The organism is Leptospira jelokensis (genome assembly GCF_004769635.1).
Classification (GTDB): Bacteria; Spirochaetota; Leptospiria; order Leptospirales; family Leptospiraceae; genus Leptospira_A; species Leptospira_A jelokensis.
The window spans coordinates 49404-69487 of sequence record NZ_RQGH01000026.1; the positions used below are offsets into that span (position 1 = coordinate 49404).

The following is a 20084-nucleotide window of genomic DNA, read 5'->3' on the forward strand; positions in this document are numbered from 1 at the left end:
TCATTTCTCGTATGACGACCATGAACAGAAAATCTTTATTTTGGGATCTGACATTAAAACTAGAGGCTTTCACTCATACTGTACCTGTGCCCTTTGCCGTTTATTATGCCATCATCACCCAAAAGATGGAACCAAACCATTGGAAAATATTCATAGCTTTATGTCTCGTATTTGCCACAGGGATCGGACTTTTAGGAACTTTTATCAGACATTTGCTTTTAAAGTATCTATTTGCAAAAATAGAACGGATGAAACTTCCAAACACTGGCACATCTTCCCTTTCTAAAGAAGAACTGGCTTACGCAAAATCAGTAAAAATTTTACTTTTCCGGTATCCACTAGTTGAAGCTATCATTATCGTAATACGTTGGTTATCTGGTGTGATACCAATTAGTTTGTTATTTTTTTATTTGGTCGAGTACACACCTTCGGTTACAAGATCTGCCATATTCACATTTGTGATGATTGCTCCCATTTCATTTGTAACCTATTATTTTATCACAGAAAACTCCATTCGTAATTTATTTGATTTACCACAATTCCAAAATATCGAACTTCAAGAAAAGGATATTCCAAAGTTTAATTATTTCACAAGGATACTTGTCGCATTTTTTAGTTTGGCGGCACTTCCTTTTGTCATATTTTCATACATTTTATATTCTTTGGCCTCTGGTGAAATAGCCGTCGCTGACCCAATGATCCCTATCGTTACCGTTTCTTTTATCTTCATTGTTCCACTCGTTGTTTGTTCCTACGTTGTGGCAAAGTCAGTAAATGAAGGTTTAAACGAAACCAGTCGGTCTTTGGGCGAATTGGCGAAAGGGAATTTTAATGTGATCGTAAATCCCAGATCGAGTGATGACTTCGCCAAACAAGCATTTTACTTAAACTCGGTCATTGGAACCTTAAAAAATATGTACCAAGAAATTCGAGATTTAAACGAAGGATTGGAAGAAAAAGTCACGTTAAGAACAGATGAATTAAACCAGTCATTATTGGATTTAAGCAAATTGAAAGTGCAACAAGATGGAGATTATTTTCTAATTTACCAACTCTTAAACCCATTTGCCATCAAAGATATCAGTAGTAAGTATTTCCAAGTAGACCATTTTCTAAGACAAAAAAAGTCATTTGAATACAAAAACAGAAAGTATGAGATTGGTGGTGATATCAATATTTCTCATACCATTCATCTCAATGAGCAAAAGTATCTTTTATTTGTAAATGCGGATGCGATGGGAAAATCAATGCAGGGAGCAGGTGGGGCCTTGGTTTTTGGTTCGGTATTCCAATCCATCGTACAAAGGACCAAAACCGATACGAGGTTCCAAACCCTAAGCCCTGATGAATGGCTCAAATCCACTTTCCAAGAACTACAATTGATTTTTGAAACGTTTGATGGGACTATGTTGGTTTCCTTAAGTTTGGGACTCATTGCCGAAGCGACTGGTAAACTTTTTTTCCTCAATGCCGAACATCCGATGATTGTTTTATTTCGAAATGGAAAAGCAAATTATTTGTTTCCGACCATTACCTACCGAAAATTGGGTACACTTGGCGCCAACTCTGCAAAAGAAGTCAATGAGTTCCAATTGCAACCCAAGGATGTTTTGCTCATCGGGTCTGATGGAAAGGACGATCTACTTTCAAAAAATCCAGAAGGAGAATGGGAAGTTTTATCTGAGGATGAAAATTTCCTAGAAATTGTGGAAAGTACAGGAGCCAATTTAGAAGACATGATCCGAGAAATCGATTCCACTGGCCAAGTGATCGACGATATTTCCATCATCCGTATTTCGTATAAAACAGAATGAACGGAAGATAAATTGATTCAATTCTCTACCTCTTTCTTTTCGTCGGACTTCTAATTTATTTCCCAAGTATTGGGCAAAAACCGTCCAATACATGGAACTAGGAATGAACCAAACCAAACTCAAAACTCCCGTCAAAATGGGATATGGACTTGCTGAAACAGGTATAACAGCTGTTCAACTTTTCACTCAAATTTATCTTTTAAAATACTACACAGAAATTGTTGGCCTAAACTCCAGTTTAGCAGGCATTGCACTGTCTATATCAGTGATTTGGGATGCCATCAGTGACCCTCTTATGGGTAGGATTTCCGACCATACCCATTCTCGATTTGGTAGGAGGAGGCCCTATATTTTAATTGGAGGAATCCTTTTAGCGATTTCTGTGCTTTTACTTTTTTCTCCACCTCAGATTGCTTCTCAAATTGGGAAATTTTCTTATTTGCTAAGTGTGTATCTTTTAGTGAACACAGCGATGACAATCATCTCCGTACCTCATATTGCTCTTGGTGGGGAACTCAGTTTTGAACGAAACGAGAGGACTTCTGTATTTGGATGGCGTTTGTTCTTTAGTAATATTGGAATGCTTATAGGAATGATTGTTCCCGCAGCAATCTTACAATCGCTAGGTGATGAAAGTTCAAAACAAAATATCATCACTTCACGGACTACAGCAGGTGAAATTGTTTCCCTTGTGATTTTGGTTTCCTCTCTCATCACTTTTTGGGTCACAAAGGGAAAAGATACAATCCAATCGGATAAAACCAAACAACTTCCTTTTTTCCAGTCATTTGGATCTGTTTTAAAAAATAGGATGTTTCTCATTTTATTATTTGCTTTTGTGATCGCGACCATTGGTAGAACATTTAATTCTGCGATCGCATTGTACTATTATGAATACCGTTTGGGTTTAAAAGAATCACAAGTTGTCATCAATATCTTATTACCTTTTTTTTTAGTGCTGATGGTATCCATTGGGTTTTGGGTTTGGATTTCAAAAAAAATTGGAAAAAAAATTCCGGCCTTTTTTGGTGTCTTTGGACTTGGACTTCTTACCGTCATCGTTTATCCTTTGTTCCCATATGGAGAACTTAGACCTCCCCTCATTGCGGCATTTTTCGGAGGAATCTTTGCAGGTTCCATTTTAATTATGGATTCCATCCTAACCGATGTGGTTGATTATGATGAGTTCAAAACAGGAGAAAAACGAGAAGGTCTCTATTTTGGAATTTGGAAAATGGGTGTTAAGTTCTCTCAAGCTTTTGGGATTGCCATCACTGGATTTTTACTCGATATCATTGGATTCCAAAATGGCCTCACAACCCAATCACCAGAAGTTGGATTCAGACTTGCCATGATCTTTGGCCCAGGTGTTGGATTTTTCTTTATCTTGGGTTCCCTACTCTTTTTATTTTTTCCCTTATCTGATTCCAAACACATCCAAGTGCAAAGGATATTAACAAAAAGAACCTTGAAAAACATGAAACGGTAATTACAATATGAAACCTATGAGAGAAAATAAAAAGGTTCAGTTTTTTGCATTTCTTAGCATTTACTTCATTGTACCTTTTTCTGCCTGTTTTTTCACTTTAATTTTTGCCAATTATACAAGTACCGCTTTTTTACCTGAAAAATTTTTGGCCTTGTTTGAGGCAACACGCACCACAAATGATTTCACCTTATTCGCGTTAACATGGGCACCATTCCCCATCATCACTTCCATTTTATTATTTTATAGTATGCCAGTTGCCAATTACATTTTCAAAAAAGAAAAATGTAACATCATTTCAGAAGAAAGGGCAAGATACCGTATCGTCCATTCCCCGATGATCATCAGTTTGTTTGGGTTTATCGGTTGGGAACTTTCTACATTTTTATCAGTTCTTAGGATTGATACTTTGTATCCAGATGCCCCTCCGCAAAGTATCCTGACAGTCACCATTTTATTTGCTTTCTGGGGTCTTTTTGCTTTTGCCTTTTCTTATTCCACTACTAATTTTTTAAACAAAACATTAATCATTCCGAATGTGTTCCCAACAGGAGGACTCGGCAAATATGCAAAGGGAAAACAATTTTCTATCGTCACAAAACAAATTATTTTTTGGACAGCCTCCACATTATTCCCAATCATCCTTCTGATTTTTGGTCTTTTACAAAGGACAAACCAAAACCTATTCCAATTACACACTCTCCTCCATACGGATGTTCTGTTTGAAGTGATTGCCATCATGTTGTTTTTTTCCTTTTTATTCTCTGTTACCTTTGCGATCAGTTTGCAACACCCATTAAACCAAATCGAATCGGCAACAGAACTCATCAAAGAACAAAAGTTTGATACCAGAGTCACCATATTTAGTTCGGATGAACTAGGGTTACTTGGTGACGCTGTGAATGAAATGGCAGAAGGACTTGCCGAAAGAGAAAGAATCAAAGACACTTTTGGTCGCATTGTTGATCCAAGGATTAGAGATTACCTACTTTCCAACGAACATAGTCTAGGTGGAAAAGTTGTCGAAGCCACAATTCTTTTTTCTGATTTACGCGATTTCACAAAGTTATCAGAAAAACGAACACCCGAAGAAGTATTGTACATCCTCAACCGTTACTTCCAAGAAATGAGTAATGCCATTGAAGTCCATGGTGGGTTTATCAACAAATTCATTGGAGATGCGATTTTAGCAGTTTTTGGAACACCTATCCCGATGACCAATCATGCCGACAAAGCAGTACAAACAGCTCTTGAAATGCAAAAGAATTTAGATGAGTTGAACAAACAATTTTTAGCGGAAGGGCTCACGGAACTCAAAATGGGAATCGGAATCCATACGGGGAGTTTACTTGTTGGAAATATTGGATCAACCAACAGAATGGAATTTACGGTGATTGGTGATACTGTGAATACCGCATCACGAGTGGAGGGATTATGCAAAGGGTTACAAAAAAACCTTCTCATCACAGAAAACACCGCAAAATACTTACTCAAAAGCCAAAATTTCCGTTTGCAATTGGAAGGTGAATTTGAACTCAAAGGAAGGGAATCAAAAGAAAAGATTTTTTCTTATGCCGCCACTTGAAAAAGAATCTGGATTAAAGGCTTGAATCCTTTTTTCCAATCGGGCAAACTGGTCCTTATGAAATTGGCTTTTGGAATTTTCGCGATCAGTGTTTTCTTTGCATCGTGTAACGAAATCAAGTTGGTGAGTACCGAGGACATTTTAGACCTACTGAAAGACGATGGGTATTCGAATGCCAATTCACAATCCAATTCCTCCCAATCCTCATCGCAAAACCAATCTTCAGAAAATGGTAGTTCACAAAATCTGAACTACTATGGCCTAACTGATTCCCCTACAGGAACCAATACCTTTGGTTCCACGGGTTCCACGGTGGGCAATCCACTCGGTTACTAATCCAAATTTTAGATTATTTAATAAACTCGAAGAAATCATCGAGCAGTGGCCGAAAACAAGACCGAATCGTTACCTTCGCCACTTTCTCATTCTTAGGACCGTAATTCAGGATGATGTCATTGGGATCGCGGATAAAAGAAAAGATTTTATTGATCTGCATTTCAGCATGGCCATCCCGAACCTTCACCACATATTCAAATTCATGTTCGTTGGCGTCCACTTCCCCAATTCCATAAGGAACGTAACATTTGATGAGGCCAATCCCTCTGAGTTCCCCGGTTTCTTGGTTTTCAAATTCAATTTTGGATACTTCTGGATCCAGTTTGTATTCCAACCATTGTTTTGCTTTGAGAAAACTTCTCGTTTTTTGGTAGGTTTTATGGTCTCTCGCATCTTCTGTGGTGCGCATTTTGGAAGAAACAATCCAAAGTTTCAAACACATTGAGTTTTGGAACAAAAGGAAAAACAAAGATAAAGCCAATAATCGTTTCTGCATCATCTCTAAGCTTCTTTTCCCTCGTTCGGTTCGCAAAACAAATCTTCACATAAATGGAAAATTTTCTCCTTATTCGGCTGGACCGGAAATGGAATTACGTTTTTGGGCAATGGGGATGTGTTCTGGTTTGTTTTTTTGATCTTATGTCTCTTGGACTCGATTCTATCTCTCACTTTATTATTTTCGGAATTGGCCTCCCTCATTCTAGAGTGCCCAAATAAAAATTGGATTGAATTTGTGCGGGCATCACTTTCAATCTTGAACATGCCCGATTTTGATCGTATTGATCTTATGAATTATGCCATGTATGGAAATGATTTTGATCCCCAGTGGGATGAAATCCGCGCTTTTATTAAGTCCAACGCTTCTGCCCAAAAAGAATTGGAGGAAATCAAACGCACTGTTCCAAGCCCTCACGTTGGGAAACGCCGGATGCCCAATGCTCCCTCGAATGACCCAAGAGAAATGAGTGGAGAGAATCCCAGTGCCGAACCACGAAAACCAAACAGTGGTAATGTTACCAAATCCTGGTGGCAAAAGATTTTAGGAGATTGAAATGGAAAATACCGTAGACCAAGCCAAAAAAAACGTCGAGAACATCAAAAAGTTTGTCACTCCGTTTTTTAATTTGGCTGTGAACACAACGGTTTACGGATACCATAACATTGTCCCAACAGGCAAACTGATCCTCACTTGCAACCATCGCAGTGATATGGATCCGTTTGTCATTGGATCTGTGTTTCCAAGATTCATCTCTTGGATCGCTGCAGAATACACGACAAGGATTCCACTCTTTAAAGACTTTGTTGAAAAAACGGGAACCATCCCCATGGCCATTGATGGAAACATTTCTATGGCAAGTATCAAAAAGGTACAACAGGTTTTCAAGAATGGGGATGTACTTGGGATTTTTCCAGAAGGCCATGACTACATGGTGAAAAATGATTTTTCCGCACCACTTGCAAATTTCCATACTGGCTTTGCTGCCTTTAGTTTGCGTAACAAAGTCGATATCTTACCATCTGTCATCATCCCAGAAGAAGAAACCATTACCGACTATCCCATCCCACCACTTGTGCGTGCTTTTATGGGAATGCCCAAAGAAGTTTGTGATATCAAACGAAGAGTCGTATACAAAAAAATCAATGTGGTCTTTGGTGAAGTGATCAAGTATGAGGACTATGCCCACCTACCACTTGACAAGGGTATGGTGGCCGTTTCAGAAGAAACGAAACGGCGTATGGGTGAATTACAAAAAGTGGATTACATCAAAAAGTAATCATCAAACTACAAGTCAATGTGATCACATTCCCTTGGTGTTTGCTTAAATTTCTACTTCTCCCGAAAATACTTCTTTTGCAGGACCTGTCATCATCACAGAACCATTTTCTTTCCATTCAATGTGGAGTGTTCCCCCGCGTAAATCAATCCGTACAGATCGTCCGGTTTTTCCATTCAGGATAGAGGCCACTGTGACAGCACAAGCTCCCGTTCCGCAAGCCAAGGTTTCTCCCGTTCCACGTTCCCAGGTCCTTTGGTAAAGGTGGTCTTTTCCTTTGATGGATACAAATTCAACATTCACTCTTCTTGGGAATAATGGATGGTTTTCGATGAGTGGGCCAATTTCTCTGACAGGAAAATCATCTGCATCGTCCACATAGATCACACAATGTGGGTTTCCCATACTAACAGCGGTAAAGTGGTATTGTTTCCCTTGGACTTCAATCACTTGGTTGATCACAGGTTCGTCTCCAGACCAAACAATGGGAACGAGGTTTGGTTTTAGGATGGGTTCACCCATATCCACAGTCACCATTTCCACTTTTCCATTCGTACCTGTTTTTAAATCTAAGGTGAGAACTCCTTTTCCTGTTTCAATCGTAGGTTTTTGGTTTTTGGTAAGACCATGGTCATACACAAATTTTCCCACACAACGAACTCCATTCCCACACATTTCCGAGGAGCTCCCATCGGAGTTGTACATATCCATCTGGAATTCACCAGAGTTAGAATTACGAATGAAAATCACACCATCGCCACCGATTCCAAAATTGCGGTCGGATAATTTTTGGATTTGTTCTGGAGTGAGTCGGATATCGTTTTTTGTAGCATCAATGTATACGTAGTCGTTTCCGATCCCTTCCATTTTGGTGAAATTGATTTTCATCTGTCCCTCTCTTTTCACCCAATGATTTTTTGGTGACTCTCATTGGCAAGTCGTATCAAGGATTTTTAGTTTGACCCTTGTTCCCTTCGATTAGACTGACAGTATCGAACATGAAATCTTGTATCCTTTGCCAATCGACCGAGTCCAAATCCGTTTTTAATGAAAATGGGACCCCCATCTTGGAATGCCAAAATTGTGGTCATGTTTATTCGTCGTATGAACAAGAAGAACACTACGAAGGGTATTGGGACGGCGCCGAACAAACATATGATCTGGAATGGTGGGACAACGCACACAGAGCTGTGTATTCTGATTTTATAGGAACCTATCTAAAAGAACCAAAGGGGAATCTTTTGGATGTGGGTTGTGGGCTTGGTTTTTTTGTGAAAGCGGTCCTAACGGAAAAACCAGGTTGGACGGCTGTAGGTTATGAGATTTCCAAACAAGCAGTGAAGTTTGCCAATGAACAAAATGGAATGAAGACCGTGTATGCAGGCCTTGTCCAAGATTCCAAACTGCCAAAAGAAAGTTTTGATACCATTACCCTTTGGGATGTGATTGAACACATTCCAAAACCCCACTCCCTTCTCACCTACCTCCATAGTTTATTAAAACCAGGTGGCATATTGTTTTTACAAACTCCAAATTTTCCCATTCAGTTGGCAAAAGCAAACCTCAAGGTAAAACTAAAAGGAATGAAAGAAGGGGTTCATTATTTAGAAGCCAAAGACCATGTGAACAATTACAAAATGTCCACCTTGGCCGAACTTGGCAAACAATGCGGATTTACGAATCCACAATACAAAGTGCTAATGCCAATTTTATCAGTGTCTGGTAGCAAAAGTAAAATCGCCGTTTATGTAAAGTTAGCCTATTATTTCTTCACCAAACTTGTATTCACTCTCAGCTTCAAGACCGTCAATTGGAACAATACTTTATTTTTGACGCTCCAGAAGCCATGACCTAGCAAAGGTTAGTCCAGAGATAATATTGGAAGCCCGCCAAATATTCTTTGGATTGGCACCAGGAACTCGATTGTTTCCTTCTATGGATCCTTCAGATCCATGTATTTCATTTATCTCGTCTCCTTCTCCCCACATATCGGGGATATGGATGCACGAAATTCCATGAGAACTTGCTCCAATGATATCATCATCCCAATTGTCACCGAGTAAAATACAATCGTTGGGGTCTTCACCTGCTTTCTGGATCACATATTGGAAAAATTCTGTTGTTGGTTTTTCAAATCCAACTTCCTCTGAAGTGATGATTGTAAAACGAAAACCTTTTGGCAAAAACCCTTGGACTTTCAAGAGTTGGGTACGAAGTGTTTCATTGGTAGTGAGGTAAATTGGAAATTCATGAGAAAGGGAAATTAAGAGGGGAAACAAACTGTCTTTGTAACTTAATTTCTTTTTTTCTTCTGCATAAAAATGTAAGAAATGAAAAAAATACCTTTCTTCCATCCAAAGGATCTCTTGGATGTCTTCGGTTTGGAAACCGAAACGAATTTGGGAAGACAGTGAAACTTGAGAAGTATTCTTTAAAATCTCTGAGTTTTTTCCAAAGTCTTTCGATCGTAAATGTTCCCATACCAATTTAAAACATAACAAACGCAAACGATTCGAACTATGGTGTTTGAGTTGCGATTTTACTTGTTTTCTTGCCAATTCATACAATTCCAAAAAATTGTCACCTAACCCGCGCTCCCTCCAGTCAGTTGCACATTGTGTGATGGCATAATTGTAAGCTTTTTTGGAAGGCAAAAGGGTATTGTCCAAATCTAAAAATAAAGCCATATCGGAAAGTGAAACGAATCCAATTCCTTCTGTCAACGGTTTGGTTGAGAATTATGACTTGTCATCTACGGATAGGATGTTAGGATTTTCGTATGATTTCCTTATCATCCATCCTCTCTGCCTTATTTCTTCTATTAGGATCCATTTTAATGGGGCATGGGTATTTGACAGATGGTGATCCGATGTATGTCAAATCCCTTGGTTGGAATTTAAACATCATTTGGGGGAGTGTTGTATTTGGTGTAGGTGTTTTGTTTGCATTGGGGAATTGGTTCGCAAACCATATCCCCCAAAAAGAAAAAAATTAAACTGTCACTTTCTCTAGGACAAGGGAGAGAAATGGAACGAGTGATTCCAAAATTTCAGGTAATTCGTATTCCAAAATATCCCCTGCATATACAATGTCATTTTTTTCCATTGCTTGTGCAATATTGGAAAGTGTAACATTGAGTTCTCCAACCAAATCCGATAGTTTTTTATCTTCAAAGGACAAGGTTTGCCAATCAAGTTCTGTATGGCGCGTTTGGATGGAAACAAGAGCTGACATAAGACCTGTTAATCGACCCACTGCATCGTTTAAAATTTCTGACGCTAAGTGATCCTTTCCAGATTGGAAATTTTCATTCACCAACATAAAGTCTTTGATCACTTTATCTTTTTCATTCACAAAACGAGAAATGATTTCAATGAGTTCAGATTCATCAAGTCGCATCACCGCAAGTCTTGCGCTTAGGTCCATTAAAAATAATTTTACATCGCGAAGGTCCTCTAAAAAGGATTCAATCGCTTTTGTAGAATCGAGCACCAAGGCCCCGTTTTGTAATGAAGTTAAAATTTCTTCTACGTTTTTCCCTTTCCCCATTGGTTGGATAAGGTTCAAATTGAGGTTTAAAAGTTTGGTTGTAGTTCGAATCATAGAAATGATCCAAGGGATTCCTTCCTTTAAATCCTCTGCTTCTTTTTCTGTTAATGAATCACGGCCTACAAGTGTGGAACCTACTTTGTCTACGTAATTGTCTACTTCGACTAAACTGTCTTCAATGACATCAAGTTCTTCCCCAACATACAAATCCAATCGCTCTGTTTCATCGATTCCAAAAGAATCTAAATCGGAACGATTGAGTTCCTTTCCATTTACAGTGAAATGACGAAGGTATTTACCATTGGATTCGATCCATTTTTGGATTTGATCAAACACTTGACCTAGGTTTGTTTCCCCATCCAATTTAGTATCCAATTGTTGTTCATTGATAAAAATATCCATCATTCTCCACCGTTCCCTCTAAACATATTATTCTGTAAGTAATTTCCAACTGATTTGTTTTTGCCTACACCTTGTTCCATGTAGAGAAATCGTTGTTTCAATTTGGATTCAAAACTAATGAGATGAGACTCATGTTCTTTGATTTTTTTATTATTACCAGCTACACTTTCTTCTAAAAGTTTTACCTTACTTGTGACAATGCCCGAAGCGTATTGGTTATAAGGTTTTAAAATTTCAAGTAATTTGATTCCAACCCCTTCTTCCATCTTTGCATCGTTATTTGGATCAGATGCAAAAAGATCTCTCACTCCATCAGGGTTCTCAGACAAAACTGCAATGAGTTTTTCCTGGTCAATCTGCAATAGTCCATCTTGGATTTTTTCCCAATTGGAACCAACGGCACCTGTGGAAATTCCAATGTCTGTTAACACTCGAAATCCATTTTCTTTGGTTGCAGGGTAATAGGAATTGGCAGTTGTTTTTAAAGAAGCAATGAGCCTTAAGATGGAGTTTTCACCAGCCAAAAGTCCCGACTTAGACTTGTTATCCCAAAAATCTCTTGAGATATCAGTTGCCTTGGTATCATCACTTTCCTTTTTATCTGAAATTTTCCCATTTTTTTCCACCGAGGTGATTTCTTTGGAAAATTTCATCAGTTCATTATAGGCATCCACCCATTCTTTGATCAGTGCAGAACCTTTAGCATGGTCCACGTGGATTTTGAGTGTAACGGGTTCTTCTGTCACCTTATGGACATTAAATGAAATTCCTTCTAATACATCAGCAATGCCTTCATTTGTTTCACGTGTGATTTCAACACCATCAATTTTGATTTTGAGGTCTTTTGCTTCTTGTAATACTTTTAGAGGTTCTGCAGTGCCTGGAGCCTCTGGAGTGACTAGAGTCACAGATTTGATTTGGATTGGAGTGGTTGCTGCGTTAGAGAGAATGATACCAGTGAGGTTTTTGTCAGTCGCCAAATCTCCGGCTTGGAAAATGTATTTCGATTCCGTTTTTGTGATGGGAAGGAATTTGTTACGAACACTCCCTTCTTTTTCAAAACTCATTCCAAGTTCCATCACCGCGGGAGCCTCACCCACAACTTCTACTTCAAAAAAAGCTCGTTCTTTGATTTCTGTCACAGCAATCGGAATGGTATATGCAGTATCCGGTTTTAAAAAGATTCCCTCTTCGCTTTGCGTGAGTTTATCGGTTTCAAGTTCCGATTTTTTAAACTTAGAAGTATCCCAAGCTTTGGCTTTTGTTCCATCAAGTGAGAGGATTTGTTTTGTATCTTCTCCTTGGGCTTTGTTCTCTCCTACAAGGCCTGCCAATTTTAAAATTCCATTGGGATCCGAAAACTGAAGTTGGTTTTTTTTACCAGTTTTAACAGATGTTAACGTAATTATCGAAGAATCTTTATCAATTTTGATAATGGAGGCATCCATTAGGCTGCCCGCCATATTTTTAATGGCATTGGAAAGTTCCGAAAGCCCACCACCAGGAAACGTAACTGTTTCCTTGGATTTTCCTGAATAAACAGTAAAACTACCTTCTGGCAAACGAATGTCGGTATCAATTTCAACACCAGATAACTGGTGTTTACTTGCCATTTCTATGATTTCAAGTGCGCGGTTTCCGGATTTCGCGGCTCTGGAAGCCTCGCCAGTGATCACTCCTTCCACGGATGAGGAAACTGACTTTGTGGCAAAGGGGGCAGTGAACGAAACAAGGGCTCTCGTTTTCGTTTGGAGGTTGGTTGTGAGATTTTTCACTTCTCCCCAAATTTGAATCTGCATTTTGGCATATTCATTTTCGGTTTCCCAACGTTTGATGGGCCGTCGTTCCAATTCGACCAGTTTTTTAACGATATCGTTTGTGTTTTGCCCGGTCATCAAACCCGGCATGGTGTATGCTGGCATATCGTCCCAAATCCCTCTGAATCTAGTGTCGTCGAATTCTACAAAAGGATTAGGAATTTACAGAATTTTTTCCTTCCCAAATCCTAGAATTATGACTGCTAACCCTACAGAAAAAATAGAACTGGGGAACCAAAATATCTTTTTCGACCGCGAACTTTCTTGGGTCGACTTCAATTACCGCGTACTCGAAGAATCCTTTGATAAAGAAAATCCACTCTTAGAACGCCTTAAATTTTTATGCATCACTGAGTCCAATTTGGATGAGTTTTTTATGGTGCGTGTGGCGGGGCTTCTCAATTTAAAAAATGCTGGGATCGAAGAAAAAAGCCTAAATGGAAAACGAACTTCCGAAACCATCGCGGAACTTTATTCCAAAGTTGGGCAATTTGTCAAAAAACAATACGAATCCTTAGATGAAATCTTAATCGAACTGAAGGAAAACAAAATTGTCGTGGTGCAAGACCCAAGTGAACTGGCAGGGGATGACATCCAATTTGTAAAAAACTATTACAAAAGGGAAGTATCTTCCATTCTCACTCCACTTGCCATCGATCCGTCACACCCTTTCCCTCACATTCTGAACCGAACTCTCAATTTAGGCATCACCCTCTATTCTGATGATGACAAAAACAAAATCAAAGAACTGTTTGCGATTGTCCAGGTGCCAAGTGTTTTGCCTAGATTTTTGCAATTACCTCCCAACCAAGAATCAGATACCAGAAGGTATTTCCCACTAGAAGAGATCATCAAACTACACTTAGGTGACTTGTTCTACGGAATGAATGTAAAACAAATTCATACATTTAAAATTGTAAGAGATGCTGATATCTCTATCAATGAAGAACAAAACATTGGTGACCTTCTCACCACAATGAAAAACGAACTTAAAAATAGAATGTGGGGTGATGCAGTTCGGTTGGATGTCCATTCCGGAGCAGGCCATATCAAGGAACTATTAAGAGGGCTTTTGGAACTCGAAGAATACCAAGTCATGGAGATACCCACCTTACTTAGTTTAAACGACATGATGTTCTTCCAAGGACTAGAAAAAACAAGTCACTTAAAGTTTTCCTATCCAGTTCCAAAATCAGGATTTGCAGCAAAAAAAAGTGAATCTATTTTTTCAGAGATTCGCAAAAACGATCACCTCCTCCACCATCCTTACGAAAGTTTTAAATCCATCGAGGATATGCTAAAAATAGCAAGCCAGGACCCTAAAGTTCTTGCGATCAAAATGACATTATACAGAACCTCAGGGGATTCTCCCATTATACAATACTTAGGTGAAGCCGCTGAAAATGGAAAACAGGTAACGGTACTTGTCGAACTCAAAGCGAGGTTTGACGAAGAACGAAACATCCGGTGGGCCAAAAAATTAGAGGATAGCGGAGTACACGTTGTTTACGGTGTAGTAGGTCTCAAAATCCATTGTAAGATGTTACTGATTGTCCGAAGAGAAGAAGACAAACTCAATCGATATGTCCACCTTGGAACAGGAAACTACAATTCCACAACGGCAAGGTATTATACAGACATCAGTTTGTTTACAGCAAATCCAGAGATCACGGAAGATGTTGCCATCCTTTTCAACACCATCACAAGCTCGGGTAAGATGCCAAGGTTGTCTAAAATTTATGCGGCCCCAACTTTCTTAAAGGAAGAGTTTTTACGACTCATCCAAAGGGAAACGGAAAATGCCAAAGTGGGAAAACAAGCTCGAGTGATATTTAAAATGAATTCACTCGTTGATCCAGATGTGATCCTCAAACTTTATGAAGCATCCCAAGCGGGTGTAAAAATTGATTTAATCATCCGAGGGATTTGTTGTTTGCGCCCTGGAATTCCGGGGGTTTCGGATCGAATAAATGTTCGTTCGATTGTGGGCAGGTATTTGGAACATTCTAGGATTTATAGTTTTGAAAATGGTGGCAAACCAGAAGTATATTTGGCCTCTGCGGATTGTATGCCAAGGAACTTCCTTCGCCGCATTGAAGTGATGTTTCCCATTTTACAAGACAAACACAAAAAACGAATCGCAAAGATATTAGAACTCCTACTCCGAGACAATACCCAAGCACGTGTATTAGAATCAGATGGAAGTTATACAAGACTCACTCCTGGAGATGATGATCCAGCTGTGAATTCTCAAATTGATATGGTTGATATTTAAAGGAACCAAAATGGATTTTACAAAAACAAAAATAGAACTAGGGAAACTCATCGGAGAAAAAAAGATCATCCAAAAAAATGATGGTACGATGGATGAATCGTTATTTAATTCTTACGGTACAGATCGAACAAAAGTATACTCACCTAACTACCAAGTGTTGGTATTTCCGGAAAACACAGACGATGTTGCCAAAGTTGTTTCTTATGCTTACCAAAATGGGATTTCTATTGTTCCTTCGGGAGGTCGGACTGGATATGCGGGCGGAGCTGTTGCAAAAGATGAAGAAATTGTGATATCTCTCTCCAAAATGAACCAGGTATTAGATTTTGATCCCTTCCTTGGCACCTTACAGATCCAAGCTGGTATGATCACAAAAAACCTTCATAAAGAAGCGGAAGAAAGAGGATTTTATTTTCCCGTTGATTTTGCGGCAACGGGCTCCAGTCATATCGGAGGGAACATTGCAACCAATGCTGGTGGTGTACGTGTTGTACGATATGGTCTCATTCGTGATTGGGTATTAGGCCTTACTGTTGTAACAGGAAAAGGCGAAGTTTTTCGTTTCAATGGAGAAATCTTAAAAAATAATACAGGTTACGACCTCAAACATTTGTTTATTGGTTCTGAAGGAACACTTGGCATCATCACTGAAGCAGTTGTGAAACTGACAAAACCACCCAAAGACATTCGAGTGATATTTTTAGCAGTCCCCGAATACAAAAACATTTTAGAAATTTTCAAAGAAACACATAACTTTGATTTACCACTCTTAGCATTTGAATTTTTAACAGACTACTGTTTAGAAAAAGTAAAAGAACATTTAGGAGTACCCGATCCATTCCAATCACCTAGCAAGTATTATGTTTTGATGGAATTCGAAGTGAATGATGAAACCGACGAAGAAAAACTTTATTCGATTTTAGAATCCATCACCGAAAAAGAACTCATTGCCGATGGGTCCATTGCACAAAATTCCAGACAAAACGAAACCTTCTGGAAGTACCGAGAAGGGATCTCTGAGTCGTTGTCCCTTGCCTATACGGTCCATAAAAATGATATCTCTCTCCCACTCCGGAATATGGAGTCGTTTTTAGATGAAATGTCGGCCCTACTTTCGAACCAATACCAGGGATTTGCCATTGCCCTTTTTGGGCATATTGGGGACGGGAACCTCCACCTCAACATCGTAAAACCAAAAGAACTTTCCGATTCTGATTTCTTCAAACAATGCAAACAAGTGGATCCCGATATGTTCCAACTCATCCAAAAATACAAAGGATCCATTTCGGCAGAACACGGGATTGGACTTTTAAAAAAGGATTATTTGGGATTCTCGCGTTCGCAAGGGGAATTGGACACAATGCGGGCCATCAAAGCCGCTTTTGACCCCAAAGGGATCCTGAATCCAGGAAAAGTGCTCTAAACCAAGGCAGATTGCAAAATTCATATTTTTTTTGGTCGATCTGCTTAATTGATAAGCAAAGACCAAAAAAATGCTAGATTTTAATCAGAGACCGTCTAAACTGTAACTATGTTCAGAAAGATCACAAAAATATTGGGAGTCACACTCCTTACGTTCTCTCTGGGCAGTGCCTTCCTTTCGGAAGAAAACGTCCTGATCCGGACTCGGGGAGCCAAATCCTCACGAGTTTCGGGAAAATCACAAGTTTCAGGATCCCATTTGCTTTCTTCTAACAAAACCTCCTCGGAAGAAGGGACTGGCACAAAAGATTTAGAAGACATTGTTGCATGGAATGGCAGAGGCCTAACAGGAGTTTGGGGGCATATACTCACTTCTCGTTTCAAAGATTCTACTGAATGGAATTCTTCTCTCCTTTCCCACCAATACTTAAATCTACCTCCACCCGTATAACTCCTCTCTACCGCTTTAACCTGTGTCCCGTTAGGGGCACAGGATGTTTTTATATTCATTTCCTATAGAAATGTTTCTCATTTGCCAAAACTTTCCAGACTGTACCAGAGTGTTTTCTCTCTCTGGACAGTCTTTTTTTTAACAATCTTTTCGTCTGCTTTCTTAGAAACTGTACAAATTGTTGACTTTATTAGTAAATGCGAACAATCAAATCGATTTATCGATTGAGTACAAACCGAACTAGGAATTCGTGGACATTATGACGGGACACTGGTCAAACAAACTCATCGCTCTGCTGCTTGTGGCAACCGTAGGTTTCCCGTTTGATAGTACGTCTGATGCAGTTTCTGAATACTTTGAAGCTAATCTTCAGCAGATAAAGTCCTATTCCAAAACAGTTGAACTCGATGAAGCAACAGAAGATGTAACCATTGATATCCCTCAAATTACATCCATCGATGATCATGCAGCGCTAAGCCGTTCCAGGGCTGACTTTTTAGATTTTATTTCAGAATACAAAAACCAAGATCTCTCTGAAGATTTAATTGTATCCTACATCGACCTACTTTCGTACGGAATCAACATTCCAAACCTTCTCTCTTCTCTCTTACTGAACATTCCTCCTCCTTTCTGCTTCGTTTAAACCTTTTTCGCATTTGCGGACGAATCTGAGTACTTTCCCCTAACTTAAGTTAGGACACCCATATTCGCTTCACACAAAGAATATAAAACATTTGGTAACTTATGAACGTTTATTACAAAACAGGTATCTACTTATCACTTTTTTTGGTGACCTCCCTTTTATCGGAAGGGATGAAGGTCGCACAAGCAAGTGAAGCCCTTCGGAGGCAATTGACCGATGAAAATCCAAGGACATCCCTTGGTTCTAGTTTATACCCTGAAGATCAAAAATTTTCCAAGGAAATTGATTTAGAAACTGCAGAATCTCTTTTATGGAAGAACAACTTATTACTCATTGCCTCTCGGTTTCAAATCGATGTAAAAAAAGCTGGAATCTTACAAGCGGGTTTGTATGCAAATCCAAACATTGCCATTGACCAGAGTGTGTATGCGGAACCAACACAAAGGTATTTTGATACCACGCGTTCGGGTCAATCTGTTGTCCAAGTGCAACAAGTTTTTTTGTTAGGTGGGAAAATCGACAAACGAGTTAAGGTTGCTGAATTAAACGCAAAAATTTCAGAACAAGAGTTTTATGATTTAACAAGAGCCCTCATAACAAAACTAAGAAGGACATTTTATACAATTTACTTCTACAAAAAGGCAGTTGTCTTTTATGACCAAAGTATTGCATCCATCGAAAAAACTGTGGACTCATCCGAACTTGCTTACAAAAGAAGGGCACTGCTCCAAGCGGAACACCTTCGTCTAAAGGCCCTCCTCTTCTTTTTAAAAAAGGAAAGAGAAGACCTTGCCATTAAAGTTTATGAAAAAGAAGCAGAACTTAAAGTTTTGGTGAATGATGACCTCTATCGTGATGCACGAGTTGAATTTATCCCAAAAATCAATGAAAGGCAATTGGATGCCATCATTCCAAACACAGTCAAGCTGGAAGATTTGGTTGAGATCGCTCGTGAAAATCGTCCTGACTTAAAAAAAGCCTTACAAACACTTCGATACGAAGAAGCAAATTTAGAATTACAATATGCAAATGCAATTCCTGATTTATCCTTTGGTCCGGTTTATAACAGAGGTGGTACTGCCTTCCAAAATTATTGGGGAGTTACAGCACAACTCAGTGTTCCCCTTTTTGATAGGAACCAGGGGAACATCCAAGCGGCTGAAAAAGCAATTTTAGTTCGTAAACAAGAATTAAAAAACAATATCTTGGAAGTGGAAAATGAAGTGGCAGTTGCTTATCAATCTGCACGAATCAAAGACGCTTTGTACAAACGATTCATCGATGCATATATAAAAGATTATGGAAGTTTATCTTTAGATATGATCATGAGTTATGAAAAGAAATACATCACAATCTTAGAGTTTGCCGACTTCTTTGAAACCTATCGTTCCAGTGTAGTAGAGATGTTAAAACTCCAAACAGATCGTATGGAAGCCATTGAAAATGTAAACTATGCTGTGGGTAAAGGCATCTTTATCCCAAAATCTGAAAACCAAACTTCGCCAAGTACTGAGGAATAAAATGTTAATCACATTAAAATCATTAAATCAAAAAGCAAAAATCCTCCTGATTTCCGGAGTTGTTCTAATCGTTATCGCGATTTTATTTATGGTCTTTTCCAAATCTGCGAAACCAGCTCACAAACATCCTGAAAAAGCAGAAGTATTTGATGACGGACTACGGATTGTATTCAAACCGAATAGCCCTGGCCTTGAAATCGTAAAATCAACTGTGATAGGTGGTGGTGGTGAATTTGTGAGTTTGGAAGCTCCTGCACGACTGATTGCCTCCACTTCTCCTTCTGTGAGTAATGGAGCAAGGATCATACTCTTCGAATCGGCAGAGTTAAACGATCTTTATGTTGGTTATGTCCACGCCAAAAACAAACTCCATCGTTCCAATAAAAACTTAAGTCGTATCAAAGACATGTTTGTCCATCGTGTCGCAACAGAAAAAGACTTGGTGGAATCGGAAACAGATGCAGGCAATGATGCAGCAGAACTTGCTGAATTTGAAGGGAAACTCCGCGCCCAAGGATTAAATCCAAGTGAGCTGAGTACTGCTGGAAGTTTAAAAGCATGGATCATCACAGATGTTCCTGAATCACAAATTTCAACATTAAAAAAAGGTAAAAAAGTCAAAGTTGTTTTTGCATCATTCCCAGATGAAGAATTTGTCGGAACCGCAGAAGCCATCGGAGATAACGTAGACCCTCTCACAAGAACAGCTAAAATGCGTATTATCGTTGTTAACGAAAAATACCGTTTGAAACCAGGGATGTTTGGTGTCGTAAAATTTCCTGAACAAACTGGTGGAGATAGTGTTGTATTGCCATACACAGCAATCGTAACAGTCGAAGGGAAAAACTATGTATTCGTTGAAGAAAAACCACTTACATTCAAAAGACGAGAAGTTGTCCTTGGGATATCAACCAAAGAACGAGTGAATATCATTGAAGGTTTGGCTCCAGGAGAAAAAGTCGCAATCCAAGGTTCCATTCTTCTCAAAGGTTTAAGTTTTGGGTTTTAA

General features: G+C 39.0%; 19 protein-coding genes. 14 read left to right on the forward strand and 5 right to left on the reverse strand.

The genetic code is table 11. The annotated features are described in order from the left end of the window. Nucleotides 1-20 precede the first annotated feature (20 nt). The 4 genes from EHQ62_RS10160 (at nucleotide 21) to EHQ62_RS10175 (ending at nucleotide 5221) form a co-directional block, all read left to right on the forward strand. Nucleotides 21-1814 (forward strand): SpoIIE family protein phosphatase, encoded by a 1794-nt coding sequence (locus EHQ62_RS10160; RefSeq protein WP_135642485.1) that lies wholly within the window; start codon nucleotides 21-23, stop codon nucleotides 1812-1814. 103 nt (nucleotides 1815-1917) lie between these two features. Next, complete coding sequence (locus EHQ62_RS10165) at nucleotides 1918-3303, forward strand: MFS transporter (RefSeq protein WP_135642486.1); 1386 nt, start codon at nucleotides 1918-1920, stop codon at nucleotides 3301-3303. 16 nt (nucleotides 3304-3319) lie between these two features. Beyond that, entirely contained in the window at nucleotides 3320-4885 is a 1566-nt protein-coding gene (locus EHQ62_RS10170; protein WP_135642488.1) for an adenylate/guanylate cyclase domain-containing protein, read from the forward strand. A gap of 21 nt (nucleotides 4886-4906) precedes the next feature. Continuing rightward, on the forward strand, nucleotides 4907-5221 hold the full coding sequence (locus tag EHQ62_RS10175) for a hypothetical protein (RefSeq protein WP_135642490.1): 315 nt from the start codon (nucleotides 4907-4909) through the stop codon (nucleotides 5219-5221). A 13-nt stretch (nucleotides 5222-5234) separates the two neighbouring features. On the opposite strand, the gene EHQ62_RS10180 is transcribed toward EHQ62_RS10175, so the two are convergent. Then, nucleotides 5235-5720: a DUF4468 domain-containing protein gene (locus EHQ62_RS10180; RefSeq protein ID WP_135642492.1), complete on the reverse strand. Its 486-nt coding sequence runs from the start codon at nucleotides 5718-5720 to the stop codon at nucleotides 5235-5237. A gap of 261 nt (nucleotides 5721-5981) precedes the next feature. On the opposite strand from EHQ62_RS10180, the gene EHQ62_RS10190 reads away from it, so the two are divergent. Together EHQ62_RS10190 and EHQ62_RS10195 are read left to right on the forward strand one after the other, a co-directional pair. After that, nucleotides 5982-6272 (forward strand): hypothetical protein, encoded by a 291-nt coding sequence (locus tag EHQ62_RS10190; protein WP_135642496.1) that lies wholly within the window; start codon nucleotides 5982-5984, stop codon nucleotides 6270-6272. Nucleotide 6273: 1 nt separating this feature from the next. After that, nucleotides 6274-6996 (forward strand): lysophospholipid acyltransferase family protein, encoded by a 723-nt coding sequence (locus EHQ62_RS10195; RefSeq protein ID WP_135642498.1) that lies wholly within the window; start codon nucleotides 6274-6276, stop codon nucleotides 6994-6996. A gap of 45 nt (nucleotides 6997-7041) precedes the next feature. Here EHQ62_RS10195 and dapF read toward each other — a convergent pair whose 3' ends face one another. Further along, the gene (gene dapF / locus EHQ62_RS10200) at nucleotides 7042-7884 is read right to left on the reverse strand and encodes a diaminopimelate epimerase (RefSeq protein WP_135642500.1); all 843 of its coding nucleotides are present in this window, start codon (nucleotides 7882-7884) and stop codon (nucleotides 7042-7044) included. Between the two features lie 110 nt (nucleotides 7885-7994). Between dapF and EHQ62_RS10205 the strand changes: the two genes are divergently transcribed. Next, on the forward strand, nucleotides 7995-8846 hold the full coding sequence (locus EHQ62_RS10205; RefSeq protein ID WP_135642502.1) for a class I SAM-dependent methyltransferase: 852 nt from the start codon (nucleotides 7995-7997) through the stop codon (nucleotides 8844-8846). On the opposite strand, the gene EHQ62_RS10210 is transcribed toward EHQ62_RS10205, so the two are convergent. After that, nucleotides 8820-9683 (reverse strand): HAD family hydrolase, encoded by an 864-nt coding sequence (locus tag EHQ62_RS10210; RefSeq protein ID WP_135643706.1) that lies wholly within the window; start codon nucleotides 9681-9683, stop codon nucleotides 8820-8822. The two genes, EHQ62_RS10205 and EHQ62_RS10210, sit on opposite strands and share 27 nt — an antisense overlap. A 92-nt stretch (nucleotides 9684-9775) precedes the next feature. Here EHQ62_RS10210 and EHQ62_RS10215 point away from each other — a divergent pair, with 92 nt between their 5' ends. Next, nucleotides 9776-9991, forward strand: coding sequence for a hypothetical protein (locus EHQ62_RS10215; protein ID WP_135642504.1), 216 nt, complete (start codon nucleotides 9776-9778; stop codon nucleotides 9989-9991). Here the strand turns inward: EHQ62_RS10215 and EHQ62_RS10220 are convergent. Both EHQ62_RS10220 and fliD read right to left on the reverse strand, forming a co-directional pair. Further along, nucleotides 9988-10950 (reverse strand): hypothetical protein, encoded by a 963-nt coding sequence (locus tag EHQ62_RS10220; protein WP_135642507.1) that lies wholly within the window; start codon nucleotides 10948-10950, stop codon nucleotides 9988-9990. The genes EHQ62_RS10215 and EHQ62_RS10220 overlap by 4 nt on opposite strands. Further along, nucleotides 10947-12869 carry a flagellar filament capping protein FliD gene (gene fliD / locus EHQ62_RS10225; protein ID WP_135642509.1) on the reverse strand — a complete coding sequence of 641 codons (1923 nt, stop codon included), beginning with the start codon at nucleotides 12867-12869 and terminating at the stop codon, nucleotides 10947-10949. Before fliD ends, EHQ62_RS10220 begins: the two co-directional genes overlap by 4 nt. Nucleotides 12870-12960: 91 nt before the next feature. On the opposite strand from fliD, the gene ppk1 reads away from it, so the two are divergent. The 6 genes from ppk1 (at nucleotide 12961) to EHQ62_RS10255 (ending at nucleotide 20084) form a co-directional block, all read left to right on the forward strand. Further along, nucleotides 12961-15039, forward strand: a complete 2079-nt coding sequence (ppk1, locus tag EHQ62_RS10230) for a polyphosphate kinase 1 (RefSeq protein ID WP_244241734.1) — start codon at nucleotides 12961-12963, stop codon at nucleotides 15037-15039. A gap of 10 nt (nucleotides 15040-15049) precedes the next feature. Beyond that, on the forward strand, nucleotides 15050-16462 hold the full coding sequence (locus EHQ62_RS10235) for an FAD-binding oxidoreductase (protein WP_135642513.1): 1413 nt from the start codon (nucleotides 15050-15052) through the stop codon (nucleotides 16460-16462). Between the two features lie 108 nt (nucleotides 16463-16570). Further along, nucleotides 16571-16912, forward strand: coding sequence for a hypothetical protein (locus EHQ62_RS10240; RefSeq protein WP_135642514.1), 342 nt, complete (start codon nucleotides 16571-16573; stop codon nucleotides 16910-16912). A gap of 259 nt (nucleotides 16913-17171) precedes the next feature. Then, nucleotides 17172-17555, forward strand: a complete 384-nt coding sequence (locus EHQ62_RS10245; RefSeq protein ID WP_135642516.1) for a hypothetical protein — start codon at nucleotides 17172-17174, stop codon at nucleotides 17553-17555. Nucleotides 17556-17656: 101 nt separating this feature from the next. Then, the gene (locus tag EHQ62_RS10250) at nucleotides 17657-19075 is read left to right on the forward strand and encodes a TolC family protein (RefSeq protein ID WP_135642518.1); all 1419 of its coding nucleotides are present in this window, start codon (nucleotides 17657-17659) and stop codon (nucleotides 19073-19075) included. Nucleotide 19076: 1 nt separating this feature from the next. Further along, nucleotides 19077-20084 (forward strand): efflux RND transporter periplasmic adaptor subunit, encoded by a 1008-nt coding sequence (locus EHQ62_RS10255; protein ID WP_135642519.1) that lies wholly within the window; start codon nucleotides 19077-19079, stop codon nucleotides 20082-20084.